The following is a 26309-nucleotide window of genomic DNA, read 5'->3' as shown; positions in this document are numbered from 1 at the left end:
ATTTAGTTTTTTGTGTTTTACAATTATCTGACAAAAGCAATTTTAGTGAACTCACTCATAGAACCATTGGGTGTACTCAGAAATACGATATAAATCCCCGGTTTAACTTTTTCGCCATGAAGGTTTTGACCGTTCCAGAGGGCTTGTCCACCGAGCGAGAGGGTTTCATAAACCAGATTTCCGGCTGTATCCGTTATTTTAACGGTAGTACGGTCCATCAATCCAGCGATTGTGATGTTACCCTGATGGTGCGGGCGTACCGGATTGGGATAAACATATACGTTACTGAAATTATTTTCTCCCTGTGTGGCCTCTCCCAATAAGCTGATAAGTCCTTCGTTGGTGGCAATAAAAACTTCACCACTTTCCTCATCAATATAGATATTTGAAATATTGTCTGAAGGCAGAGGACTGTTGGTTTTTGTATAATGCTCTACGGTCTTTAGGCCATCTTCAGAAATGATGTATAGACCAGTGCCTTCGGTTCCGATGTATTTGCGGTTAGCCCCGTCCACAGCGATGGCGGTTACCCGCTGCCCTTCAAGCAGGTAGTCTGCCAGTCCGGTACCGTCATTTCGGGGAACTTTAATTCTTGAAAAGACGGGTTTTTCTTTATTAAAGATGTTTCCCGGATCATATTGAACCAGCACCCCGAGGTCTGTTCCAATCCAGATGTAACCGTTTTTATCTTTGGCAAAGCAGTAAACATAGTTGGTAAGTGACTCTCCGTTTTCGTCCCACAACTCCATCAATCCTGCATTCCGGGGATCGGGATCGGCGGATGGGTCAATGACTCCCCGATATCGGTCATCCGATTCATTCATTGGCGTTCCGTTATCGTCAAAGACAAATAGTCCCCTTGCCGGTCCGTGTACAACGTAAACCCATTTCTGATTGTAATCGTCGATTAAAATGTCTGCAGTTTTGTTCCAGTCAGTGGCCAGTGTGCCATAGTTGTAATAAATCCACTTATTATCTTCAGGGTTGTAAACAACAATCTGTTCGTCCACCTCGGAGTTGGTAATAAACATATTGCCGTTTCTATCAAACTCCATAGCCCACACGCGGGTATATCTGTCCATGGGTGTGCTTGGAAAATTGTGCAGTCCGCTGTTGTCTTCCACAAAATGATTTTTCAGATAATAGGTGCCATCTGCATTTTTGTCGAATTCATAAAAACCATTTCCCCAGGATGCGATAAAAACGTTGTTGTGGTTTTCAGGATTTACGGATATGTTAATCAAATCTCTGGAGTTTGAGGATTTAAAAACCTCAGTGTTGCTCCGGTTGAATATGGTCCATTGATCGTTGTTTAGTACCGAAACCTCCGGCGCCCGCCAGATATTTTCGAATAAGGCTCCAAAACCTCCCGGAACGGTCCAGAGTGCGTCTTTTGTTTTTACAACATCATAAATATTATTACTTGCGGGTCCTGCCGGCAATAACTGTTCGTACAGGGTTCCCGTTTTTTGAAAGTAGAGCCCACCTTCCCAATCAGCAAACCAAATTTGATTATTACTTCCTTTCAGTGCTTTTTTAAAGGAGGGGTGGTGATATTCTCCCGGAGAAATTTCAATTGAGTCAATGCGGGTGGTAACCTCAAGAGATTCATTAAAAACAGTGACTCTGTCGCGGGATGCAAGAAAAGTCTCTTCTTCGGTAGCAAATAAGTTGTAAAATCGTGCAAAACTTCCAATTGTGGTTTGTCCTGCTGAAGAAAACGAAATCAGATTGCAGGTAGCACCTTTTTCACCACGAATTCCCAGTATTGCATCTGTGGTAGATGCCACGTCACAGAAAGAATTTTCCGATTGAGAGATCCGTTTCCAATTCTGGTAAAAAGCCAATTGATCCGAGTTAATATTTGCAGCAAGCAATCCTTTTTCTGTGGCAGCAATGATGGAGTCTTCTTTGATAGCGGTTTTTGATACTTTGAGGAATGAGGCATCGCTTCCTATTATGAGCGTCGTGGCTATTTCTTTCTTCTCTATGTCGAGTTCCAGAATTCCAAAGTCGGTGCTAACAAAAACTCTGTTGTTGTAGGAGAGAAAATGATTAATTTGCTTACTTGTTGAAAGATTTTCAATCTTCAGGTCCGGGATGTTGAAGACTTTTCCGTCCATGATGATGTCCATATTCCCGTTTTCATAACCCAGTAGAACGGTGTTGTTCCCGGGGTTTGCCATTATAGCGGATATGCCTGAATCGGAAAGTCCGTTGTTTTTATTTTTTATACTTACAGAAGAGGTTTCCTTGTGAAAATAAATGAGACCCAATCGCGTGGCACCGATGAAAAACTCAGAGGATTCAACCACATCAAAACAGTTCCTGTAAGAGTAGTAGGTTTTCCATTGTTCAGCACCCCCCGCCTTTGTTGGCAATCCCAACAAGAAACTCAGAATCAAAAAATAAAAAATTTGCTTCATCTTCTTTCGATTAAAGGTCTTTGGCGTATTTCTTCAGAAAATCCGTAAGTTTATTCATGGCTCTTGCCCGGTGGCTGATGAGGTTTTTTTCAATCAGAGGCATCTGAGCGAAAGACAGATTGGCTTCATCTGGTTTAAAAACTGGATCGTAACCAAATCCGTCGCTTCCTTCGGGGGTTTTAAGAATCTGACCTTCCACAATACCTTCGAAAAGCATCTCGCGGTCATCTATAATGAGGGCGATAACGGTTCTGAATCTTGCTTTACGATTGTCCTGGTCCTGTAATTCTTCCAATAATTTCCGGATGTTGGCGGCACTGTCTTTTTCCTCACCGGCATAACGTGCTGAAAATACCCCGGGAGCTCCGTTCAATGCATCAACTTCCAGACCGGTATCATCCGCAAAGCAGTTTTTACCCCAACGCCGGTGTACAAACCGGGCTTTTTGCAGAGCGTTTTCTTCAAGGGTTTCTCCGGTTTCAGGAATTTCGTCGGTATAATCAAGATCAGCCAAAGACTTGATTGCCAGGCTTCCACCCAATATGCTGCTTATCTCCAGTGCTTTGTGTTGATTATTTGTGGCAAAAATAAGTTCCATGATCCGGATTTATAGATTCAATACTCTCTTGTGCGAAAATACAAAAAAAAGCAGAGGTTGGGGTGGTCTTTAAAATCTGTTTATTGATTTGTGAATAAATGAAACGAGCATGGCAAGGGGTGTCACAAAAGACAATGTATAAATTCCTTACATGCGAGTTCCATTCGACCTTGAAAAATTAATTTTATACGGATGAATGAAACGAGCATGGAACTTTGAATCCTCAAACTTGCCACAAATGTCCATTTAAGAAAGGATTGCGAGGTCCATTAGACCTTTGTAAGCAAATATAACCCTAATGAAAAAGGCTGTCCTTTTGATGCGAGACAGCCTTGTTGTGGTACTAATATTTTATGAGCATTAAAATCCGCCACCATATCCATACTTCATCAGGTCGGTACGTGGATTAATTACCATAACGGGTACCTTTGCACTGTTGGCAATGATGTATTGCTCCTGTGCACCGAGAACATAGTCGTGAAATGCAATATCCCTGGTTGTCATTATGATGATAAGATCGGCCTGATTGTTTTTGGCAAACTCAACAGTTTCCTGAGAAAAGGAAGTTTTGTGTTTGGACAAAACCAGTTCATAGTCAATGTTTTTTTCTTCCAGAAAATTCTTACAAAACACCACATTGGCTTTTGTGCGTCCATCTACAGCACCATCTTTGGCGGTAGAGGAGAACAGAAATACTTTGGTCTTGAAAAACCGTGACATATACTCTGCCCACCGAAGTTTTTCTTTATTTTCTGACTTGAAATCAACCGGAAAGACAATTTTTGTATAATCATTCTTTTGAGGAGGTTCCTGAACCACCAAAAATGGAACTCTGGAACCGACAATGACTTTGAGGGCCCAACTTCCGGTCAGCTTCTGCATCCCTTTCATTCCATGGGTTCCCATTACAACAAGAGCATTCTCCAGCTCTTCGGAGACTTCGTTGATGGTTTTGAAGATTGTTCCTTCTTTTACAAGAATTTCAGGTTTTACACCCAATTCTTTTTCGACTTTGGAAGCATCCGCCTTTAACTTTTTTTCAGCTTCCTGTATTTCAGTGTCCTTTTTTACAATATGCAACAAGGTGATATTGGTATTCAGGACTTTTGAAAGATTTACAGCATGAGCCGCAGCATTAAAGGTTACTTCGGTGAAGTCGTAAGGGACCAGAATACTGTGCATTAAACTTTCCATGTGTCGGTTTGATTCAAATTCAACGGTTAAAGATAATGTTTTTGTTTTTGGAAACATTAAAGATTTTCAAGCTTTTTTTTGAATAGCATGAAAGTGTAGATTAATGGTCCTTTTTGGAAGACTTTTTATATTCTGAATCAATCCGAACAATTCACTATTCCCTGTTTTTGGAAAAAATATGGTATTTTGTATCTTTTGACGACAGGATTTTTTATGGAGGAGTATAAGTATAGTCTGTTTAAAAACTTAAAAGCAAAGATCATTGTTGGAATACCAATTTATGTAAATTGTTAAAGTATATTTGTCCCGAATCCGTCGTTGACTGCATTAGTCCTCCCTTAGAAGAGGGGAGTGGGAGATAACTCTAACCCCGTGGCGTTGTTTTTGCCAGGCTTTCCCTTATCTTTTTTGTTTTGAAATGAAGGTTAATACACGTATTTGAATAAAATATTAAATGGTATTATTTTTAATGACATATACCTGGTTTGCCGTTGGGCTTGGGGCTTTGCTGCTTATATTTTTAGTTTTCCGGATTCGCCGGTATATTCAGGCCAGAGTCGAGATTCTGACAGCAGAGCGTGTAGCTCTGGCAATGAAGGTCAAAGAGAAAGCACATCGGATTCAGGGGCAATATGATTCCGATTCTATCGTTTATACACATCAGGGGCCAAAGAAGAAATCAAGAAAGTATCAGAAGGTGACGGTTTTATTTGCCGATATTCAGGGATTTACGAGGATTGTGGAGCAATTGAATCCTGAGATGCTTATTGATGAGCTTGATCAGTTTTTTCTTCATTTTGATGCCATTGTTGAGAAATATGGTATTGAAAAAATTAAAACCATTGGGGATGCCTACATGTGTGCAGGAGGTTTGCCTGTAAAAAACAGTACCAATCCCATTGAGGTTGTTTTGGCAGCCATTGAGATGCAGAATTATATGAATGAAATGCGGCGTGTAAAAATGCTGGAGCACAAGGAATATTGGGAACTGAGGATTGGAGTACATACCGGACCGGTAATTTCAGGCATGGTTGGACGAAAGAAAATTTCGTTTGATATTTGGGGTGACACAGTGAATATTGCCAGCCGGATGGAGTCTTCCGGAATCGCAGGAGAAATTAATATTTCGGGGACAACCTGGCAGTTGGTAAATGAATTTTTTGTGGGAGAGTATCGGGGCAAAATGCCCGTGAAGTATAAAGGGGAGACAGATATGTATTTTGTGAAAGGGATACTTCCTGAGTTGTCGCTCGATGGAGAAGGAAAACAGCCCAATGAATTGTTCCGAATACGATTACAGCACATTCGGTTTGCAGATATGGAACAGGCGGTATTGAATCGTTTGGAGAATGAATTACCATCGGAACTCACCTATCACAATATGAAGCATACCGTGGATGTTGTGACCCAGGTGGAAATAATCGGGAGGGGTGAAGGTATTGGAGAAGAAGAGATGTTGTTGCTTAAAACTGCAGCTCTTTTTCACGACACCGGATTTCTGATTGAGAAAGACCATCACGAAGATTACAGTATAGATCTGGCACGTGAAGTTATGCAACTGTATGACTTTCCGGATGAGCAAATTGAAGAGGTTTGTCAACTGATAAATGTTACCAGACCGGAAGCTGAACCTCGAAATCATTTGGAAGCCATTTTGAAAGATGCAGACCTTGATTATTTGGGAAGATCAGATTTTCTACCCGTATCCAACAATCTTTACAATGAGGTTCAGCAGTTGAACGGGAGCCTTTCGCAGGGAGACTGGAATAAAAAGCAGATCAATTTTATTGCCGGACATAAATATTATACCAATACCGCCAAAAAACTCCGACAGGTAAAAAAGGAAAAACAATTAAAGGGGTTAAGGGATTTGGACGGTGAAAAACCTTAATTTTCAATAATCTTGTTAATTTTGTTCTAAAGAAACAGTATTTTGTTTCAAAAAGAGGGTGGAAGTTTATAGATTACAGGCAGAAGACAATTAAGCAGAAGGCAGAAGAAGACAATGATTATGGCACCGGTTGCCTTGCAATAGACAGATTCTGACCGCAAGGAAAACATTAATTTTAGTGATTTGAGTTGATGAAATTTTTTTGGGTTAGTAAGTGTTGATGTGAAATAATCAATGTCCGAAATTCCGGGATTTGAGAACAACGAATAAACCAATTATTAATCATTAATATAAAAGATCATGGCAAAGAGTTTTGAGCCCGAAAATAAACTACCAAACATCATTGGTCAGGGGACGAAAATTACCGGAGACATTGAGACCAATGGTGACATCCGGATTGATGGAAATATTGAGGGCAATATCAATTCCAAAGGAAAAGTGGTAATTGGATCCAACGGCCTGATAAAGGGTGAGGTATTCTGCAGCAATGCTGAAGTGGCCGGTTCTCTTAACGGAAAAATAACCGTTAGTGAATTGTTGTCGCTTAAAGCCAGTTCCAAGGTTAATGGCGATATAAAAACAGGCAAACTGAATATTGAGCCGGGTGCAATTTTCTCCGGAACCTGTAATATGGGGAATCAGACAACTGCAGGAGGCGCCGTTCAGACACCTCCCAAAGAGGTAAAAAAATAGGTTTTTATGGGTGCCATTCTCTATAAAGCATTAATTTTTAAGGAGATTTTCTATGGCCTGCTGATTAAAGGAGCAGCAGGCCTTATTGTTTTTATTGAGACCAATCATGTGCCAGGATCATGGGTTTATCTGGCCCTGGCTATTGTTGCTTCTTTCCCGGTTGGCACCTATATCCTTAAAGAGGTTCGTAAACACTGGTTTAATTCAACCGGTTTTATATATGTGGGAATTTCCTTTCTTAAAATGCTTCTCATTCCATTGTTAATCATTCTCTTCTTTGAAAAGGATCACCAACACATTGAGGCTTTTGTTATTCCATTAATTGTAGCCTACTTAATTCTTTTGGCAATGGATACCAAATGGAAAATCAAATGGCTTTTTTCCCGGAAATGACGATAACTTCTTGATTTTTCGCTCTGCAATCATCAGCTTGCTTAAGTTGGATAGTTGGCTCCATCGGCCTTCAATTCATGAATTGTTCAAATATCAGGAAATACAACCAACCGGGTTCATATTATTTTCTTAAATTTGGTCTAACCATTTGATGATGAACGAATATTTTTTTGTTTGAAACTTCCGGCCGGAACTCTTCGTATAGTGATAGGAAAAATTATCCGGTTGCCGGATAAACTCAAAGAATGCGGTTTTTCATACGCTATGGTATGTAAAACTTCATTTAATTATTTTCTCAAAATGTCTTAGGTCTTGAAGAAAATTATACTGATATTTTTTCTTTTACTGGGTAGTTTCAGTACTCAGGCGTCAGGAGAGCCTCAGTCACCGGATGAACCGGTGGATGCTTTTGGTCTGATTATGGATCACATCAGCGATGCTCATCAATGGCATGTAGTTGATTATACCAATAGTCGTGGGCATGAAGTTCATATCAATGTTCCATTGCCCGTTATCTTGTGGCACAACAATTCCTTATGGTTTTTTTCTTCCGGACATTTTTATCATGAACAGGAACCACAGCAACTGGGGAATGATTATGTGATTTTACATGAAGAGCAGTTTTACATTACCGGGGATGAGGGAGAATTGGAAATGGATGCGGAGGGTAACATTCGGAATGCTTCACCACTGGATTTTTCCATTACCAAGAATGTTGCCAGCATGATATTGTCAATGGCGCTCTTGCTTTTGATGTTTCTTTCGGCAGGGAAGGCTTACGCCCGGCACGGAATTGCTCCGGCGCGTGGATTCAGAGCGGTTTTAGAACCACTAATTTTGTTTGTCCGGGACGACATTGCCCGCAGTCAGATTGCAAAGGATAAAGCCGATAAGTTCGTTCCGTTTCTGCTTACCATGTTCTTTTTTATCTGGATAAACAATTTGATCGGTATTATCCCCTTTTTCCCTGGAGGCAGTAACTTGTCAGGCAACATCAGCTTCACCGCAACACTGGCCGTTTTTTCTTTTCTGGTGATTAATGTTTTTGCCGTTAAGGATTACTGGAAGCATATTTTTCTTGCTCCGGGAATGCCTTTCCCCATAAAAATATTGCTTGTACCTCTTGAGTTTATAGGCATCTTTACGAAGCCTTTTGCCTTGATGATTCGTTTGTTTGCCAACATCACAGCCGGACACATTATTATTTTGAGTTTGATATCCATTATATTTATTATCAAATCCATATACATTGCACCGGTATCAATTTTATTATCTTTAGTGATGTTTTTGCTTGAATTGCTGGTCGCTGTTTTGCAAGCGTATATTTTCACATTGCTTACAGCACTGTTTATTGGAATGAGTACAACGAAATCAGAACATTAACATATAAAAATAAATAATATGGAAGCTATGTCTTTTACTGCAGTAGGATTGGGAATTATTGTTTTAGGCGCAGGCCTTGGTATCGGGAAAATTGGACAATCGGCTATTGAATCGATGAGCCGTCAGCCCGAAATGAGTTCTAAGATTCAGACTGCAATGATTGTGGCAGCCGCACTTATTGAAGGTGTTTCCCTTTTTGCTATTGTAGTTGCCTGGTTGGTTGACTAAATGTTTTTTATCAATAGTGTAAAGAATTTTAATATTCCGAACTAATTTTTGCGATGTTTCTCTTTTTTATTGGTTAATCTTTTTCAGCCTAGCTTTGGCTATGTGTATAGAGATTTCTTGAAATAGAAAGAATTCAATAAAAATCTTAGTTTGTTCTATTGAAACTTTTATCACTTGGGTTTAATCCAAAGATGTATTTATGGAACTATTGACCCCCAGTCCCGGATTGGTTTTCTGGACATCCCTGACGTTTGTAATTCTTTTGGTTATATTGCGTAAGTATGCATGGCCATCTATTCTGCGGGCCCTTAAGGTTCGTGAGGAAACCATCCATTTTGCTCTTGAAGATGCCAAAAAGGCAAAGGAAGAGGCAGAACAGATGGAGCACCAACGAAAAAAGGTTATTGATGAAGCCCGAAAAGAGAGGGATTTAATTTTGAAAGAAGCTCGTCAGGTGAAGAGTGAAATAATCGAGGAGGCCCGGAATGAAGCCCGGGAAGAGGTACAGCGGATGCTTGAAAAAGCAAGTCGTGATATTGAGATGCAACGAAAAGATGCCATGCTCGAAATCAGGAAAACCATCGGAAATCTCTCTGTTGAGATAGCAGAGAAAATATTGAAGGAAGAGTTATCAGGGGAGGAAAAGCAGAAGAAGGTTATTAATGCTTATCTCAACGAGATGAATTTTAATTAGTTTCTGTCCATAAAGTACCATTTACTGCGTTACGCTTGTCCGAAAAGTACTCATTTACGATAAGTAAACTCCGTATTTTCGGACTTCGCAAGCCTTTTAACTGGCACCTTCTGAACAGACACAGCCTAAAAAACAAATTTTGCTGAGTTTATGTACAGGCACTAATTAGGGCTTGCAAGAAAACGCCAATTACGGCGTTGGTTTTATCTTGAAAACAGTCATTGACGAAAAGGAATTAAAACGGAATGAACAGAGGTCCCATAACAGTAAGATATGCAACCGCACTTTTTGAACTCGGAAAAGAGAAGAATGATCTTGACCGTTTTGAAAAGGACGTGGCTGTTTTACAAGAGCAATGTCTTAGTGTCAGGGATTTTTGTGCTTTTATGAATAACCCGGTTATTAAGGCATCCCGTAAAAAAGAAACCCTTAGAAATGTTTTGGCAAAGGAATTACATCCTTTGGTAATGCGTTTTGTGGAGATGGTTGTAGATAAAAACAGGGAGTCGTTATTGCCTGATATACTTAGGTTTTTTAAAGAGCTTTATAAGCGGCACAAAGGCATACATAGCGTGAAGATTATTACTGCCGTTGCTTTTGAGGAAGATTATTTGAAAGAGCTGCAAAGCTTTCTTGAGAGGGAATTCAATGGTCCGATAGAGATGGTTGTTCAAGTTAAACCCGAAATTATCGGGGGAATTATCATGCTGGTTGATGATAAGATTGTTGACAATAGCATTGCTCATCAGATAAAAATGTTGAAAAAGAAAATAGTGAGTTAAAAATATCCGGTATGGAACAAATTCGTCCTTCGGAAGTATCCGAACTATTAAAAAAAGAAATTGAAGGATTTCAATCTGCCACAGAACTTGAAGAGGTAGGTACGGTGTTGCAGGTGGGTGACGGCATTGCCCGGGTATATGGTTTATCCAATGCCCAATCCAATGAGTTGGTGGAGTTTGATAATTGTATGGGGGTGGTGCTGAACCTGGAAGCTGACAGTGTGGGAGTCGTTTTATTTGGTGATTCTCATCTGGTAAGTGAAGGCGATGTGGTGCGGCGTACCGGACGTATTGCTTCCATCAAGGTTGGTGACAGTATGGTGGGAAGAGTGCTGAACACGCTTGGTGAACCCATCGACGGGAAAGGTTCTCTGGGGGGTGACTTGTTTGAAATGCCCATTGAACGAAAAGCACCCCAGGTAATCTATCGTCAGCCGGTAAAAGAACCATTGCAAACCGGACTGAAAGCCATTGATGCCATGACCCCCATCGGTCGTGGGCAACGTGAGTTGATTATTGGCGACCGCCAAACAGGAAAGACAGCAATTGCCATTGATACCATCATCAATCAGAAACCATTTTATGAAGCAGGAAATCCTGTCTATTGTATTTACGTAGCTATTGGGCAAAAAGGCTCTACCGTGGCACAGATTGTGAATACTTTGCAGAAACATGGTGCCATGGATTACACCATTGTGGTTTCTGCTTCTGCTTCCGAGCCTGCAGCTATGCAATTTTATGCACCTTTTGCCGGCACAGCTATTGGTGAGTTTTTCCGCGACACTGGAAGGCATTCCCTGATTATTTATGATGACTTGTCCAAGCAGTCGGTTTCATACCGCGAGGTTTCGCTTCTTCTTCGTCGTCCACCCGGACGTGAAGCTTTTCCTGGTGATATCTTTTATTTGCATTCAAGATTGCTGGAGCGTGCTGCCAAGATTATTGAGTCTGATAAAGTAGCGGCTCAAATGAACGACATACCTGAAGCCATAAAGCACCTGGTAAAAGGGGGCGGGACACTTACTGCTTTGCCAATTATTGAAACCCAGGCAGGAGATGTGTCTGCTTATATACCCACAAACGTAATTTCTATTACAGACGGGCAGATATTCCTGGAAAACAATTTGTTTAATGCGGGGGTGCGTCCGGCAATTAATGTGGGAATTTCAGTTTCCAGAGTTGGAGGAAATGCCCAGATTAAACCGATGAAGAAAGTAGCCGGTACATTGAAGCTTGATCAGGCTCAGTATCGGGAACTGGAAGCCTTTTCAAAATTTGGTTCCGATTTGGATCCTGCTACCATGGCTGTCCTGGACAAAGGGCGCAAAAACGTGGAGTTGCTCAAGCAGGCTCAGTACAAACCGGTTAAAGTGGAGCAGCAAGTAGCCATTATCTACTGCGGAACCAAGGGGTTATTGAAAGATGTGCCCATGGATAAGGTGAAAGATTTTGAGCGTGAGTTTATTGAAACTCTGGAAGTACGACACAATGAGGTTCTGAAGGGTATCCTCAAAGGAAATCTGGATGAGGAGATTACTAAGAAACTTGAGAAAGTAGCACTTGATGTGGCAGCTCATTTTAGTGAAGATAAGGAAGACTAATTTATAGATGGCAAATTTAAAAGACATACGCACACGTATTGGGGCCATTAAAACCACCCGGCAGGTTACCAGTGCCATGAAAATGGTTTCTGCAGCCCGTTTGAAGAAGGCACAGGATGATGTGGATCATATCAGACCATATACTTCGCACCTTCTGGGGATTATTAATGATATGGTTTCGGCCCGTGAGGATGTGAAAATTAACTACACCATGCCTGGCAAAGGGGATAAAGTGGTGTTGTGGGTTATCGCGTCCAACAGAGGATTGTGCGGTGCTTTTAACAGCAATGTGGTAAAGGCAGTACAGAACCTGCTGAAGACTGATCTTCGCGAAGAATACAAGAATGGAGATGTGGAGATTCGGGTGCTTGGAAAGCAGGCCTGGAAAATGTTGCGGGCCAGAAATATTATTCCCCACATTAGAGAGGAAGGTCAATTGGTGGACCCATCGTTTGAAAAGATTTCTATGCTTGCCGAAGAGTTACTGGATGAATACGACTTGGGTATATTGAAAAGATCCATTGTGGTGTATAATGAGTTTATTAATGCGGCTGTTCAGCAGGTACAGGTACAGCAATTTTTACCCATTGCCATTCCCGAAGTTAAACGAGATAAGCCTATTTCGAAATATATTCTGGAACCCGATCGGCAAACGATTGTCAATGATTTGATGCCAAAAACGTTGCGATCCTTGTTTTATCAGGTGGTTTTGGACTCTATTGCCTCGGAGCACGGAGCACGTATGACTTCTATGCATAAGGCCACCGATAATGCTACGGATTTGATTAAAGACCTGCAATTATCGTATAATAAAGCACGCCAGACGGCCATTACCAATGAGCTTATCGAAATAACTTCCGGGGCCGAAGCGTTGAAGAAATAGGGGTGGCTTTTTCCGTTGAAATTACAAGAACAGAAAAACTAAGCCAGCGATTTTAACCGGTCTTTCAGGATTTCCATTCCTTTGGTGGCTTTCTCTTTTATAACTTCAATATTTGTTGATGATATATAGGCCGGGGAACCTGGGTCAATAATGAAAACCGGAACTTCCGGGGGGACAAAATCGATGAGTCCTGCTGCAGGATAGACCGAAAGAGAGGTTCCTATAACCAGGAAAATGTCTGCTGTTGAGGCAATTTCAGCAGCTTCCTTGATGGCTTCCACCGGTTCGCCAAACCAAACAATGTGAGGTCTTAATTGGGAACCTTTTTCGCAGATATCTCCTTCTTTCAGTTCCCAGTGATCCAATTCGTAAACAAGTGATGGATCGATGGTGCTGCGTACCTTTTTTAACTCTCCGTGTAGATGCAGAACATTGGTGCTGCCGGCTCTCTCATGCAGGTCATCAACGTTCTGGGTTATGATGTTGATTTTGAAGTGGTTTTCAAGTTCAGCAAGTGCATAATGCGCAGAATTGGGGATGCATTGAAAGAGTTGCCTGCGGCGCTGATTGTAGAAATCAAGAACCAATTGGCGGTTGCCTTCCCAGGCCTGTGGAGAGGCTACCTCTGTAATGTCGTATTGCTCCCACAATCCGCCCATGTCACGAAATGTTTGGATTCCGCTCTCTGCGCTGATTCCGGAACCGGATAGGACTACTAATTTTTTTGTCATGGCTGATGTGATAATTTGTGCACACATTAAAAATAAAATTTATCCGCTTGAAAAGAAAATGAAGGACGACCGATTTTTTTTAACTTTGACGAACTACAAAATATATTGTGGACAAAATAATCTCATAGTGGAGAATGATAGATAAGGGTACCATAGACAAGGTAATGGAGACAGCTCAGGGCCAGATTACAGAAGTAGTCTCCGAGTTTATTAACCTCAAAAGACGCGGGATTAATTACATTGGATTGTGCCCTTTTCATAATGAAAAAACGCCTTCATTTATTGTTTCTCCGCACAAAGGGATTTATAAGTGTTTCGGATGTGGAAAGGGTGGCAATGCAGTGAATTTTCTGATGGATCATGAGCAGATTTCATTTATTGAAGCCATAAAAATCCTCGGGAAGAAATTTCACATTCACATCGAGGAGAAGGAGCTCACTCCCGAAGAGATGGCCCATCAGAATGACCGTGAAAGCATGCTTGTGGTTACCACTTTTGCTGCTGGTTATTTTATGGACAGGTTGCATAAATCAGACGAAGGAAAATCTGTCGGTCTTGGATATTTCAGAGAACGAAATTTCCGCGACGACATCATACAGAAATTTCAATTAGGCTATTCGCCCGAATCCAGAGATGCCTTTACCAAAGAAGCTTTGAGGCAGGGGTACAAGCTTGATTTTCTCGAAAAAACCGGACTCACCATAGTTCGAGATGATTACAAGGCGGACCGGTTTCGGGGGCGGGTCATTTTTCCGATTCACAGTCTGGCAGGAAAGGTTATTGGCTTTGGAGGTCGCGTGTTGCGTACCGATGCCAAGACGGCCAAATATCTAAACTCTCCTGAATCAGAGATTTACCACAAAAGTAAGGTTCTTTACGGGATGTATCAGGCCCGTCAGGAGATAGCCCGTCAGGATCGTTGTATTTTGGTTGAAGGATATACCGATGTTTTATCTTTTCATCAGGCAGGCATTAGTAATGTGGTTGCTTCTTCGGGGACAGCTCTTACTCCTGACCAGATCCGCCTCATTGCGCGGTTTTCTAAAAATCTTACCATTATTTTTGATGGGGATGCCGCCGGTATTAAAGCCTCACTCAGGGGAATAGATCTGGTACTCGAAGAAGGGCTGAATGTGAAAGTTTTGTTGTTGCCCGACGGTGAAGACCCTGACTCTTATGCGAAAAAACTCGGAGGAGAGGCTCTCCGTGCATATATTCAAAAGCACGAAACTGATTTTATTCGGTTTAAGACAGGCTTGCTGTTAGAAGAGGCCAAAGACGATCCCATCGCCAGGGCCCGTCTGGTGCAGGATATTGTGCGTACAATCTCTGTTATTCCGGATTCCATTACCCGTACCGAGTATGTGAAAGATTGCAGCAATCTCATGAAAGTTGAGGAACAAGTGCTCTATATGGAGATTGGGAAGCTTCGCAAAAAAAGACAGGAAGATGCTTCCAAACGGACTCACTATAATGAAAATCAATCACCCGGAAATTCGGGTATGAGTGCTTCGGCACCTGTTTCAGATCCAATGTTGAAGCAGGCAGCATCTTCAAGCAATCCCTTTGAAGCCGAGGAGCGGGAAGTTTTGCGGTTTTTATTGAAATATGGCGATGCCATGCTGGGCGAATTTGAATTTGACGATGGCAAGCGGGAAGTATCTGTTGGTGAGTATATTGTTGCAGAATTACGGCAGGATGAGCTGGAAAGTGTGAATCCGCTTTACAATAGAATGATGGAGTTGTACGAAGAGAACTTTCGGAATGAGAATTTCTCCTCCTCCCGGTTTTTTGTCTCCAGTTCCGACAATCGCATCAGCAGCCTGGCAACCGATTTGATAGCTCATGAGTATTCATTGAGCCGTATTCACGATAAACTCGGAGTGGTTTCAACCGAAGAAGATCTTTTAGATGAATTGGTTCCCAAGGTGGTGACGGAGTTGAAATGGAAAAAAGTAAAAATACTCCTGGATGAAAAACGGCAACTTTTGAAAAAGGCGGAAGAAGAGAAAGATGAAGCCGGGTTTATGGAGTTGCTTCAGGATTTTAATAATCTGCAACAGGCCTTTATCTTTATTTCTAAGGCTCTGGGTGGCAGAACTGTGGTTTAGTTTTAAAATATAATAATAAGCTTAATAAAAAGTTCTTTACATGAAAACATTTACCCATAACGATGCAGCATTTATAGAAGAAGTAATATCGCAGTGTGATATTTGTTTTGCCGCAGTGGTGGATGAGAATGGATTGCCCTACAGTGTTCCTATGAATTTTGGTTATCAGGAGGGGGTTTTTTATTTGCACAGTGCCCCGGAAGGACGGATTGTTCGTGCGCTGGAAAATAATAACCACATCTGTTTGACTTTTAACGTCGGACAGGACCTGGCCTTCCAGCACCCTAAGGTGGCCTGCAGCTACAGGATGAAGGCAAAAAGCGTGGTCGCCGAGGGTAAAGTAACGTTTGTGGAAGAAATGGATGCCAAACGCCTGGCACTGGATTACATCATGAAGCAGTACAGTGACAAACATTTTGAATACAGCGATCCTGCAGTGAAGAATGTAAAAATATGGCAGATTGATGTGGACAATATTGCCTGTAAAGAATTTGGCGCCCCTCATGATGCCTATAAAAAATAATTTCTGATACCGGTCAATGGGGAGAATTTTTGCTGAAGCATTCTTCTCCTCGGTATTAAACCGATTGTTCTATGGTGCTGAACTATATCTGGATAGCTTTTTTTCTGATAGCATTTGTTGTGGCTTTAATCAAGTTGATTTTCTTTCAGGATCTGGAAGTATTTTCAAACCTGATGAATGCCACTTTTGATTATGCCAAAACAGGGTTTGAGATTTCTTTGGGACTGACCGGAGTGCTGACGCTTTGGCTGGGGTTGATGCGTATTGGAGAGAAGGGAGGAATGGTGCAGGCTATGTCCAGAGTCATAGGACCGTTCTTTCGTCGAATTTTTCCTACTTTGCCGCCGGATCATCCTGCTTATGGCTCCATGATGATGAATATTGCAGCCAATATGCTGGGACTTGACAATGCTGCCACTCCTATGGGACTCAAAGCCATGAAAGAGCTTCAGACCGCCAACGAGAAGAAGGATACTGCATCCAATGCTCAGATAATGTTTCTGGTACTGAATACCTCGGGGCTTACTATTATTCCCGTTTCCATAATGGTTTACAGAGCAGAAATGGGAGCTGCCAATCCGGCCGATATTTTCCTTCCTATTTTATTGGCCACATTTTTTAGTACCATTGTCGGGTTAATTGCGGTCGCCGTGGCGCAGAAAATTAACCTGTTTAATAAGGTGGTTTTGGGATATCTTGGAGGACTTGGGATGTTTATCGGTGCCGTTATTTACGGTTTATCGTTGCTCGATCGGGAGCAAATCAGGGTTGTTTCCCTGCTGACAGCTAACATTATTCTGTTTTCCATCATTGTTACGTTCATTCTAATGGCCGTTATCCGAAAAGTAAATGTTTACGAGTCATTTATAGAAGGGGCTAAAGACGGCTTTTTCATTGCCGTTAAAATTATCCCTTACCTGATTGCTATTTTAGTGGGAATTGGTGTTTTTAGAGCAGCAGGAGCCATGGAAGTATTGATTGACGGGATTGCATGGGTTATAAGTGCTGTTGGTTTGAATACCGACTTTGTAGGTGCTTTACCCACCGCATTGATGAAACCTTTGAGCGGTAGTGGAGCCCGCGGTATGATGGTGGATGCCATGAATCTCCACGGTGCTGATTCTTTCGTAGGCCGCATTGCAAGCACTGTCCAGGGAGCCACAGATACCACCTTTTATGTGATTGCCGTATATTTTGGATCAGTAGGAATTCGAAAAACCCGGCATGCAGTGGCCTGTGGTCTTATCGCTGATTTTGCAGGAATTATTGCGGCTATTTTATTGGGATATCTTTTCTTTGGTTGAAAGTTTTCACAGTGGTTTTTAGAAAAGACCAAACGCAAAGACGCATGGCCTTTTTATAGAAGAGTTATGTGGGATTATCTCACAATTTGGTCCCTACAACTCCCAGATGATCCGTAAACTCCTCGGTTGCTTTAATATTGGAAAAGTCTGCATCCACCATTAACGATGTGATGGTTGCTTCATCAACCCTGTGCTCAAGTGGAGGTCCGGACTCACAGGCATCTTCTCTTTTTGCCCAGTCAATAATTAAAAGTTTCCCGTTGGGCTTGAGCACGCGCTTGATCTCTTTCAGCAAGAGGTGGGGTTTTCTCAATTCATGAAAGAGGTTGATTAACCAAACCACATCAGCATACTCATCCTCTACAGGAAGTTCGTTGTCGGCCATCAGATGCGGAGTGATGCGACTGTATTCAGGGAGGTTACTTCTCATCTCCTCTACCATTACCGGCTCTATATCGTAAGCATCGATAAGCGCCTTGGGCATAAGGTCTCCAAGAGCAGCAGTGATAAATGCAGTGCCTGCTCCGATATCGATGATTCTTTCCGGTTTTTTATAATCGATGAATGCCCAGATCTTTCCGGGTTCAAGTTTTTCCAGTCTTTCCGGATCATTCAGTTTTTTCCGGTGCTCAGGATTAAATTTTTTGTCTTCCATAGGGGTTTTTTTTATTCTGTCAAAAGTAAACAATCAGGAGGGTATCATGTTTGGAAACTCTCGAAATTAAATTCTTTACCTTCTCCGTTAAAATCCTTATATTTATTGTATTGTCTCATTTTCAAAAATGATAAGTTATGGAAGAAGCAAAAAAAGATAAATCCAAAAAGACAAAACGAGGTGCCTGGACCATTGGTTGGGGCTGGATGTTGGTAGTTCCTGCCATGGCTTTTTTGTCGTGGGCAACCAAGAAAGGAATTAAAGATGCATTGGAAGAAGAACACCCTGCACCACTTACCATCCTTAAAGAAAGATATGCCAAAGGGGAAATAGACCGGAATGAATATGAAGAAAAGTTGCGTGATCTTTTGGCATCTTGAGAATATGTTTTTAGAAATTGTCTGATACCGGCTCTTATTGATTAGAGCCGGTTTTTTTGTGTCCTATGTTAATCTACCATTAAGTCCGCTCGTGTTTTATTAACGGTTACTTAAACGCGGCTTAAAATACACGAAACGATAACAATGTTCTTTTGCAGTGTCTAATTTGAATGACAAACCAAAAAAACATGATGACAATGAAAAATCGTTTTATGCTTTTAAGCCTTCTCTTCGGATTTGGAATGGCTGTTTCTTTCACTTCGTGTGATGATGATGACAACAATGATGACAACAACAATACAATAGACACAGGAAATGTTGTTGTGACTGAAAACATTACTGAAAACACTACCTGGACCAGTGACAAGGTTTACCAGCTGGGTGGGCGTATTTCGGTTGAGGCCGGAGCCACACTTACAATTGAGCCTGGTACCATTATTAAAGGTGAGGCGGGAACGGGTGCGAATGCTACTGCACTTGTTGTGGCGCGTGATGCTAAACTTATGGCTGAAGGAACCGCTGATGCTCCTATTATTTTTACCTCTGTGGCCGACGAAATCTCTCCAGCCGATGTGGCTGCCGGTGATTTTGCCAGTCCTAATCTGGAACCCAATGTGAATGGTCTTTGGGGTGGTCTTATTGTGCTTGGAAATGCCCGTATATCAGCTTCCAATGATGCCGGGGATCTTACAGAAGTGCAAATTGAAGGTATTCCCACTTCTGATCCCAACGGTCTTTATGGTGGCAGTGATGATGAAGACAATTCAGGGGTGCTCAAATACATCTCTATTCGTCATGGTGGTAGTAATATTGGATCAGGAAACGAAATAAACGGGTTGACACTTGGTGGCGTCGGATCCGGTACTGTTGTGGAGAATATCGAGGTGGTTTCCAATCAGGATGATGGCATCGAATGGTTTGGTGGTACCGTAAATGTTACCAATGCGCTTATCTGGAATGTTGGTGACGACGGAATGGATGCTGACCAATCATGGACCGGTACACTCGATAACTTTATGGTGATTACTGTAGCCGGGCACAGTTTTGAGTTGGACGGACCGGAAGGGTCGTCAGACTTTGGACCTTATATCATGAAGAATGGTATTGTAATTGCCAATAGCGAGGATCGTTCTTCTGAGGACCTTATCAATACTGACGATAACACAAGTGTCAGCTTCGACAACATATTTATCACTGCAATTGCTGAAGGTCAGCAAATAAATCGTGTAACCCATGATGTTGGAGTTGTTTCATTCGAGAATATCGTTTTGGATGTAAATGAGGCTGATCTTGCTTCACATGTAAACGGGGAGATTCCTGCAGGTATTACCGCCGGCACTGCTCCTGCAACAGCAATTAATACATCTGTTTTTGGATGGACATGGGCTGCTAATGCGGGTGCAACTTCTTTCTAATCTTACCGCAACAGTTAAATATAAGAATAATTGAAAAGAATTAACAGAACGGGCTTGCAGAGCAATCGCAAGCCTGTTCTTCTGCATTAAGCAAAACAAACGGACGAACAAACGGATGAATAAAATGAGAAACTTGGTAATTGTTATCCTATCCCTGATATCAACGATTGCTTATTCACAGAAAGGGACCATAAGAGGTACGGTATATGACGGAACCACCGGTGAAACACTCGTTGGAGTGAGCGTGGTAATCAAAGATACCTATACCGGAACAGCCACCGACCTTGATGGTAAATTTGCCCTGCAAACGAATCCCGGAATATATGACCTTCAACTATCCTTTATCTCTTTTCAGTCGCTTATTGTGGAGGGTGTTGAAGTAAAAGCTGATGAGGTAACGGTGCTCAACAATCTTGAATTGGGAGAAAGTACCGTTGAACTTGAAGATGTGGTGGTCACAGCCCGTGCTATCAGAAATACCGAGGCGGCCTTGCAAACCATGAAGGCAAAATCGTCAGTGATGCTCGATGGAATTTCGGCTGCCAAAATGGAGCTTATTGGTGACGGTACCGCAGTGGAAGCCGCAAAAAGAGTTACAGGGGTAACCATTGAAGATGGCAAATATGTGTATGTCAGGGGTTTGGGCGACCGATACTCAAAGACGACCCTAAATGGTGTAGATATTCCCGGACTTGATCCGGATCGAAACAGCCTTCAGATGGATATTTTTCCCTCCAATCTGATTGACAATATGATGGTGAGTAAAAACTTCACCGCAGAGATGCCAGCCGATTTTACCGGTGGATTGCTTAATGTAAGTACCAGAGACTTCCCGGACAGGAAAGTTTTTAGTGTTTCTGCGGGTACCGCCTTTAATCCGGATGTGCACCTGAATGAGGATTTTCTGTCTTATGATGGTGGCGGCACCGATTTTCTAGGTTTTGATGATGGCACCCGTGCCCTTCCCGACCGTGCAAGGCAGTCTAATATTCCCACCCCGATTAGTGGTGCCCCTCAGAATGAAGTTGTTGACTTTATCCGGAGTTTTAATCCACAGTTGGGAGCAAAGGAACAAACAAGCCTGATGGATTACAGTCTCGGCTTTTCGTTTGGCAACCAGATAGATCTGGATTCAGAATCTGCGAAAGCCCCAAAACTGGGGTATATATTCTCTCTTTCGTATAAGAATGAATACGATTTTGACAGCGATGTGCAGTATGGCGAATATCAGAAACAGATTGACCCTGACTCGTATGAGATGAGGTACGCCACGCTTCAGAACGGAGCCGTGGGAGAACGAAATGTGTTGGTGGGAATGCTCGGCGGAATTGCTTACAAAACCAATTTTAATAAATACAGATTTACTGCAATGCACCTTCAGAACGGTGTAAGCAGAGCCGGAAAATTCAGCATTGATAATGATGCTTCTGCAGTGGGGCAGTCCGGGTATTATGCTGAGTCGGACAACCTGGAATACAACCAACGATCTCTGACCAATTTTTTGCTGAGTGGAACTCATGTTTTTCAGGAATCGGGTTGGGAAGTGGACTGGAGATTGTCGCCCACTTTTTCTTCCTCTCAGGATCCGGACATCCGGAAAACGGCGTTTACGTTTCGTTCCGATGACGATGTCATGTTTAATGCAGGAGCCGGAGGTAATCCCACTCGCATCTGGAGGGAGCTGAGCGAAATAAATGCCACCGCAAAGATGGATATTACAAAAGAATATCAGTTTGGGGAAGAGGATGCAACATTGAAATTCGGAGTCAGTCACAATTACAAACAAAGGGATTATGAGATTCTCTTTTTTGATGTTCAGTTTTTTGGCGGCCAGTCCTGGGAGGAGCCTGATGCATCGCAAGTGCTGAATCCGGAAAACCTTTACCCAAATCAACCCAATGCTATTTATTATCAATCGGGCAATAATAATCCGAACCCCAATGCTTATGAATCGAATGTGCATAACACTGCTGCATACCTGTCCAATGAAATATCGCTTTTCAGCAATTTTAAAACCATACTCGGTGTTCGGATGGAGAACTATGTACAGCGACATACCGGTCGTGACCAGAGTTATGCAAGTGGTGATACCCGAAACGGACGAAATTTGGACAATGACAAGGTCCTAGAATCGTTGGATTTCTTTCCATCTGTCAACCTGATTTATGCACTTTCGGAACAACAAAACCTGCGGGCTGCATATTCCCGAACCATTGCCCGTCCGTCGTTTAAGGAACTTTCGTTTGCTCAGATTCTGGATCCCATCAGCAACCGGATATTTAATGGCAGCCTGTTTCCTTATTCTGATTGGGATGGCAATCTGGTAGAGACACGCATCAATAATCTTGATCTTCGATGGGAACTCTTTGGCGACAGGGCCCAGAATGTTTCTGCCAGTGTTTTCTATAAGCAGTTTGATAAGCCCATCGAATTGGTTCGGATTCCTGAGCAGCAGACAAGTACCGAATATCAGCCCCGGAATGTTGGAGATGGTCAGTTGTACGGATTTGAGTTTGAATTCAGTAAGAACCTCGACTTTGTATCACCCTTGTTGAAGTATTTCAGCATCAATAGTAATGTTACTTTGGTGAAGTCTGAAATAGAAATGACAGATGCGGAATACAGCGCCCGAAAAACTTATGAGAAAACCGGAGAGTCTATTGATGACACCCGTGAAATGGCTGGCCAGTCGCCATACGTCATCAATGCCGGATTAACTTACAATAATTATGAGTCTGGTCTGGCTGCCGGGTTGTTTTACAATGTGAAAGGAGAAACCCTTTCGATAGTAGGTGGCGGTCTTTTCCCTGATATCTATGTATCACCCTTTCACAGTTTGAACTTAAGTGTCAATAAAAAATTCGGGGAGGATCAAAACACAAAAGTTGACTTTAAGGTTTCGAACCTCCTTAATCAGAAACAGGAAAGTTATTATCATTCTTATGAAGCCGAGAATCAGGTGTATAATATTTTTAACCCCGGGCGTACTTTCAGCGTGGGGTTGAGTTACCAGTTTTAATGGTCTGACAGGGCATTCACATCCGTTTGTTGAAGTCGGGAGAGGCCTGCCGGAGATGTCCGGGGGTCTCTCCTTTTTTCAGGCTTTTTAGGCTGACTTTTCAGACCTTCAGGCTGATTTTCCCAGGCTTTCCAGCCAGGCCTTCCAGCCTGATTTCCCCAGGCCTTCCAGCCTGATTTCCCCAGGCCTTCCAGCCTGATTTCCCCAGGCCTTTCAGCCTGATTTCCCCAGGCCTTTCAGCCTGATTTCCCCAGGCCTTTCAGCCAGGGTTAAATAAATATGACGCCCCTTTGGGGCTATTAGGTAAAGCCGCTAAGGGGCATTATGTTTAGCCATGGTTGTAAACCATTGTTTTCGTGATGCGTTAGGTGCGCTAGTGAGGTTAAGATGCATCACATTGTTAATTTAATCCCAGACGTAGCGTTCATCGTAATCGATGTGGTGCTCTTTTAGAAGGTGGCGGTACTCCTCCTTGAAAGTTCTTTTTTTATGGTGTTCCTCCTGATTAAGGATGTATCGTTTGACAATTTCCACTCCGTACTGGTTTACTGAGAAAGCGCCGTACCCATTCTGCCAGTAGAAATTCCGATATTTTAAACCTTTCTTTTTAATCCAACCAGAGGAATGACTTTTGAGCTCTTCCAGCAGTTTCATGAGAGGGATTTTTCGTGATAGCATGCACAGTATGTGGATATGGTCTGTATATCCACCAATCTGAATGGGCCAGGATTCGAGATCTGTACAAATGCCCGCCAAATAAGGGTATAGTTCCTTAGAAATATTTTTGTCGATGAGGTGAACTCTTTTTTTTGTACTAAAGGTAATGTGAATGTAGTTTTTAACTAATGATTGTGGCATGATATCAGGATTTTAGACCCTGAATGGGTTAGTGGTTAGTTTCCCGGAACCGGAGTCCCGGGAAATATTTAATTGTTAGAAGGTTTTATTGCTGTTGTTTCTCGCTTTAAAAGTAACAATGCTCTTACCGGAAAATGGTCAGAGATGAATAGACTGTCTTGTTTTATTTCATCCACAGTATGCTCCTTTACTTTCAATGACTCACTTACAAAAATGAAATCGATGCGTGTTCCTTCGTATCCGGGATCAAAAGCATTGTAGGTGATGTTGCCATGGCTTTTTGTTTCTGCAATTTCTTCAGCATTTAAAAGACGGAAATTTTCATCGGCTGAATTAATGATGGTGTTGTAAGGCCCACTTTCGGCAGGAGTGTTAAAATCGCCGGTAAGGATCACCGGTTCCACCCCGGCAATGCGTTTTATCTCCTGAAGCAGCATTTCTGCACTTTTAATGCGCGCCTCTTCGCTGATGTGACTGAAGTGGGTATTGAAGAAAAAGAGGGTTTTACCGTTTTCTTTAATTTTCAGTTTTGTCCAGGTAACAATTCTTGGGTAGTGAGTTCCCCAGCTCATGCTTCCGGGATCTTCAGGTGTCTCGGAGAGCCAGAAATGACCAGAGTCCTTAAGAGAGAGAAGTTCTTTATCGAAAAAAACGGGACATGCTTCTCCTTTGTTTATCCCGTCTTCTCTGCCAGCAGCCACAAAATTGTATCCTTCCATGATGTTTTTCAAATCATCCAATTGGTTGGGCAGCACCTCCTGCATCCCGATAATTGCCGGTTTCTTTTCTTCCAGGTAGCTTTGAACCAGAGGAATGCGGTGCTTCCATTGGTTGATGCCGTCGCCTTCATGATCAAGACGGATGTTGAAGGAGATAACCTCCAAGGAGGCTTTGTGGTTAGTGCAGGATGTTAGAAGAAGCAGTGCCATAACCATCGATAAGAAAAGTGTTTTCATGATTCGTTTTTTTAAGCATTCTTTACTCAGGCCTTTCGGTCTGATTTCCCCAGCCTTTCGGTCTGATTTCCCCAGCCTTTCAGCCTGACTTCCCCAGTCTTTCAGCCTGACTTCCCCAGCCCTACCGGCTGGGTTTTTGTTATTTCGCCCCGTTGGGGCTATAGAGTGAAGTTCCAAAGTAGCGTGAAAATAAGCAATGGTTGCAAGGCCATTGCTATTAATATTTCATTTTTTAAATTTTCACCCATTCATTCGTTTCCCCGGATTTTTGTACCGCATCAATTACCTTCATGTTGTTGATGGCATCTAGGTGTGACACCGGCAGAGGTTTATTGTTGATAACTGCATCTGCGAATGCATCGAACATCAGGCCATAAGCATTGGCCGGGGGAAACTCAATGTCGCGGGTTCCCATGCCATCGGTGACAGTCATTTTTGCCGCAACATCCACGTAGGTATTGAAAGGTATGTGAATGGTAATGCTTCCTCCGCTGGTAACGATATCCACTTTTTGAAAGGCCTGAGCAGCTGTGGAAACCGAAAAGGTGGCGCGGGCTCCACCAAAATCCATGATGGAGGATGAGTGCATGTCGGTACCAAAATCGGGATGTGTGGACTGAAGAGCCATAACCTGCGCGGGTTCTTTTCCCATTATAAACCTTGGAACCGAAATGGCATAACATCCGATGTCCATCAGTGCTCCACCCCCATATTCCGGAATGTTTCGAATATTTGTGGGGGAAGGATTGTTGTATGAAAAGGCCGTGTGAATGTACTGAACGTCTCCTATTTGACCGGTTTTTATGATGTTCCGGGCATGTTGCCACATGGGATGAAACATATACATAAAGCCTTCCATGAGCGGAATGCCTGCTTCCTGTGCTTTGGCAACCATCTGGTTTGCTTCAGCTGCAGTCATTCCCAATGGTTTTTCACATAAGACAGGCTTGCCGGCATCAATGCTTTTCTCCACCCACTCTTTGTGCATGTGATTGGGCAGGGGAATGTAAATCATATCCACATCCGGGTCGTCCAGCACCGCCTGATAGGAACCGTACCACATGGGAATGTTGAATTCCTGTGCCATTGCCTCTGCTTTCTCTATATTTCGGGATCCAATAGCGAATGCTTCGCAGTTATTGGTCTGCTGCAGAGGCAATACAATACGTTTGAGGAAGTGGTTAGAGGTTCCGAGTATTCCTATTTTTAGTTTTTTCATCAGTATAAAATTTGATTATTAAGGTCTAATGGAACTCGCATGCAGGAATTTATACATATTCTCTTGTTGCAATCGTTGCCATGCTCGTTTCATCAGTATAAAATTTTATTTAAGTTATTGATCTGATGGAACTCATTCCGAGTGATCCAGACTCGTTTTATCATTCTGAAATTTGATTATTATGACCTTGTTAAATGTTTTTTAGAGCCGTGAGTTTTTATAACAAACAAGGTTTGATCAGGTTTTGGACCAGGGCAGGAAGTTTTAGTAAAACTATTCATTCTAATGAAATATTCCAATTTTGTTGAGAGGTGAAGAGGTGCCATTCCATACAAATCGGCTAATCTTGAAATGATGCTCGAAAGTTCCCGG

23 protein-coding genes are annotated in these 26309 nt (G+C 42.3%); 15 read left to right on the top strand and 8 right to left on the bottom strand.

The annotated features are described in order from the left end of the window. Nucleotides 1-23: 23 nt before the first annotated feature. From porZ to BY457_RS04710, 3 genes are all read right to left on the bottom strand, one after another. Nucleotides 24-2426, bottom strand: coding sequence for a type IX secretion system anionic LPS delivery protein PorZ (gene porZ, locus BY457_RS04720; protein ID WP_106152155.1), 2403 nt, complete (start codon nt 2424-2426; stop codon nt 24-26). A 10-nt stretch (nt 2427-2436) separates the two neighbouring features. Further along, nucleotides 2437-3024 carry a non-canonical purine NTP diphosphatase gene (locus BY457_RS04715; protein WP_106152154.1) on the bottom strand — a complete coding sequence of 196 codons (588 nt, stop codon included), beginning with the start codon at nt 3022-3024 and terminating at the stop codon, nt 2437-2439. A 360-nt stretch (nt 3025-3384) separates the two neighbouring features. Then, nucleotides 3385-4218, bottom strand: coding sequence for a universal stress protein (locus BY457_RS04710; RefSeq protein ID WP_106152194.1), 834 nt, complete (start codon nt 4216-4218; stop codon nt 3385-3387). Nucleotides 4219-4687: 469 nt separating this feature from the next. Between BY457_RS04710 and BY457_RS04705 the strand changes: the two genes are divergently transcribed. The 9 genes from BY457_RS04705 (at nt 4688) to atpG (ending at nt 12766) form a co-directional block, all read left to right on the top strand. Continuing rightward, nucleotides 4688-6109 (top strand): adenylate/guanylate cyclase domain-containing protein, encoded by a 1422-nt coding sequence (locus BY457_RS04705; protein ID WP_258176602.1) that lies wholly within the window; start codon nt 4688-4690, stop codon nt 6107-6109. Nucleotides 6110-6409: 300 nt separating this feature from the next. After that, nucleotides 6410-6802, top strand: a complete 393-nt coding sequence (locus tag BY457_RS04700) for a bactofilin family protein (protein WP_106152152.1) — start codon at nt 6410-6412, stop codon at nt 6800-6802. A 6-nt stretch (nt 6803-6808) separates the two neighbouring features. Next, nucleotides 6809-7195 carry a hypothetical protein gene (locus BY457_RS04695; protein ID WP_106152151.1) on the top strand — a complete coding sequence of 129 codons (387 nt, stop codon included), beginning with the start codon at nt 6809-6811 and terminating at the stop codon, nt 7193-7195. Between the two features lie 312 nt (nt 7196-7507). Continuing rightward, nucleotides 7508-8578, top strand: coding sequence for a F0F1 ATP synthase subunit A (atpB, locus tag BY457_RS04690; RefSeq protein ID WP_106152150.1), 1071 nt, complete (start codon nt 7508-7510; stop codon nt 8576-8578). A gap of 18 nt (nt 8579-8596) precedes the next feature. Then, entirely contained in the window at nt 8597-8806 is a 210-nt protein-coding gene (atpE, locus tag BY457_RS04685) for an ATP synthase F0 subunit C (RefSeq protein ID WP_106152149.1), read from the top strand. Nucleotides 8807-9005: 199 nt separating this feature from the next. Continuing rightward, nucleotides 9006-9500: a F0F1 ATP synthase subunit B gene (gene atpF / locus BY457_RS04680; RefSeq protein WP_106152148.1), complete on the top strand. Its 495-nt coding sequence runs from the start codon at nt 9006-9008 to the stop codon at nt 9498-9500. A gap of 245 nt (nt 9501-9745) precedes the next feature. After that, nucleotides 9746-10282 carry an ATP synthase F1 subunit delta gene (gene atpH / locus BY457_RS04675; RefSeq protein WP_106152147.1) on the top strand — a complete coding sequence of 179 codons (537 nt, stop codon included), beginning with the start codon at nt 9746-9748 and terminating at the stop codon, nt 10280-10282. 11 nt (nt 10283-10293) lie between these two features. Then, nucleotides 10294-11883 (top strand): F0F1 ATP synthase subunit alpha, encoded by a 1590-nt coding sequence (gene atpA, locus BY457_RS04670; protein ID WP_106152146.1) that lies wholly within the window; start codon nt 10294-10296, stop codon nt 11881-11883. A 7-nt stretch (nt 11884-11890) separates the two neighbouring features. Next, nucleotides 11891-12766, top strand: a complete 876-nt coding sequence (gene atpG, locus BY457_RS04665; protein ID WP_106152145.1) for an ATP synthase F1 subunit gamma — start codon at nt 11891-11893, stop codon at nt 12764-12766. Between the two features lie 38 nt (nt 12767-12804). On the opposite strand, the gene BY457_RS04660 is transcribed toward atpG, so the two are convergent. Beyond that, the gene (locus BY457_RS04660; RefSeq protein ID WP_106152193.1) at nt 12805-13497 is read right to left on the bottom strand and encodes an SIR2 family NAD-dependent protein deacylase; all 693 of its coding nucleotides are present in this window, start codon (nt 13495-13497) and stop codon (nt 12805-12807) included. A gap of 134 nt (nt 13498-13631) precedes the next feature. Here BY457_RS04660 and dnaG point away from each other — a divergent pair, with 134 nt between their 5' ends. From dnaG to BY457_RS04645, 3 genes are all read left to right on the top strand, one after another. Further along, nucleotides 13632-15608: a DNA primase gene (gene dnaG / locus BY457_RS04655; RefSeq protein WP_106152144.1), complete on the top strand. Its 1977-nt coding sequence runs from the start codon at nt 13632-13634 to the stop codon at nt 15606-15608. 40 nt (nt 15609-15648) lie between these two features. After that, a complete protein-coding gene (locus BY457_RS04650) occupies nt 15649-16131 on the top strand; it encodes a pyridoxamine 5'-phosphate oxidase family protein (RefSeq protein WP_106152143.1) in 483 nt (160 codons plus the stop codon). 71 nt (nt 16132-16202) lie between these two features. Further along, a complete protein-coding gene (locus BY457_RS04645) occupies nt 16203-17435 on the top strand; it encodes a nucleoside recognition domain-containing protein (RefSeq protein WP_106152142.1) in 1233 nt (410 codons plus the stop codon). Nucleotides 17436-17514: 79 nt separating this feature from the next. Here BY457_RS04645 and BY457_RS04640 read toward each other — a convergent pair whose 3' ends face one another. Further along, the gene (locus BY457_RS04640; protein WP_106152141.1) at nt 17515-18090 is read right to left on the bottom strand and encodes a class I SAM-dependent methyltransferase; all 576 of its coding nucleotides are present in this window, start codon (nt 18088-18090) and stop codon (nt 17515-17517) included. 137 nt (nt 18091-18227) lie between these two features. Between BY457_RS04640 and BY457_RS04635 the strand changes: the two genes are divergently transcribed. From BY457_RS04635 to BY457_RS04625, 3 genes are all read left to right on the top strand, one after another. Beyond that, the gene (locus BY457_RS04635; RefSeq protein ID WP_106152140.1) at nt 18228-18470 is read left to right on the top strand and encodes an SHOCT domain-containing protein; all 243 of its coding nucleotides are present in this window, start codon (nt 18228-18230) and stop codon (nt 18468-18470) included. A 197-nt stretch (nt 18471-18667) separates the two neighbouring features. Further along, a complete protein-coding gene (locus BY457_RS04630) occupies nt 18668-19885 on the top strand; it encodes a hypothetical protein (RefSeq protein WP_106152139.1) in 1218 nt (405 codons plus the stop codon). Nucleotides 19886-20009: 124 nt separating this feature from the next. Next, a complete protein-coding gene (locus BY457_RS04625) occupies nt 20010-22904 on the top strand; it encodes a TonB-dependent receptor (RefSeq protein ID WP_258176599.1) in 2895 nt (964 codons plus the stop codon). Between the two features lie 405 nt (nt 22905-23309). Here the strand turns inward: BY457_RS04625 and tnpA are convergent, their stop codons facing one another. The 3 genes from tnpA to BY457_RS04610 form a co-directional block, all read right to left on the bottom strand. Next, a complete protein-coding gene (tnpA, locus tag BY457_RS04620) occupies nt 23310-23762 on the bottom strand; it encodes an IS200/IS605 family transposase (protein ID WP_106152137.1) in 453 nt (150 codons plus the stop codon). A gap of 68 nt (nt 23763-23830) precedes the next feature. Further along, nucleotides 23831-24718: an endonuclease/exonuclease/phosphatase family protein gene (locus tag BY457_RS04615; protein ID WP_258176598.1), complete on the bottom strand. Its 888-nt coding sequence runs from the start codon at nt 24716-24718 to the stop codon at nt 23831-23833. Between the two features lie 232 nt (nt 24719-24950). Continuing rightward, entirely contained in the window at nt 24951-25937 is a 987-nt protein-coding gene (locus BY457_RS04610; RefSeq protein WP_106152136.1) for a Gfo/Idh/MocA family protein, read from the bottom strand. Between the last annotated feature and the right edge of the window lie 372 nt (nt 25938-26309).

The organism is Marinilabilia salmonicolor, from assembly GCF_003003035.1.
Classification (GTDB): domain Bacteria; phylum Bacteroidota; class Bacteroidia; order Bacteroidales; family Marinilabiliaceae; genus Marinilabilia; species Marinilabilia salmonicolor_A.
Note: the sequence above shows the minus strand (reverse complement) of the source record. Positions and strands in the feature narration are given on the sequence as shown.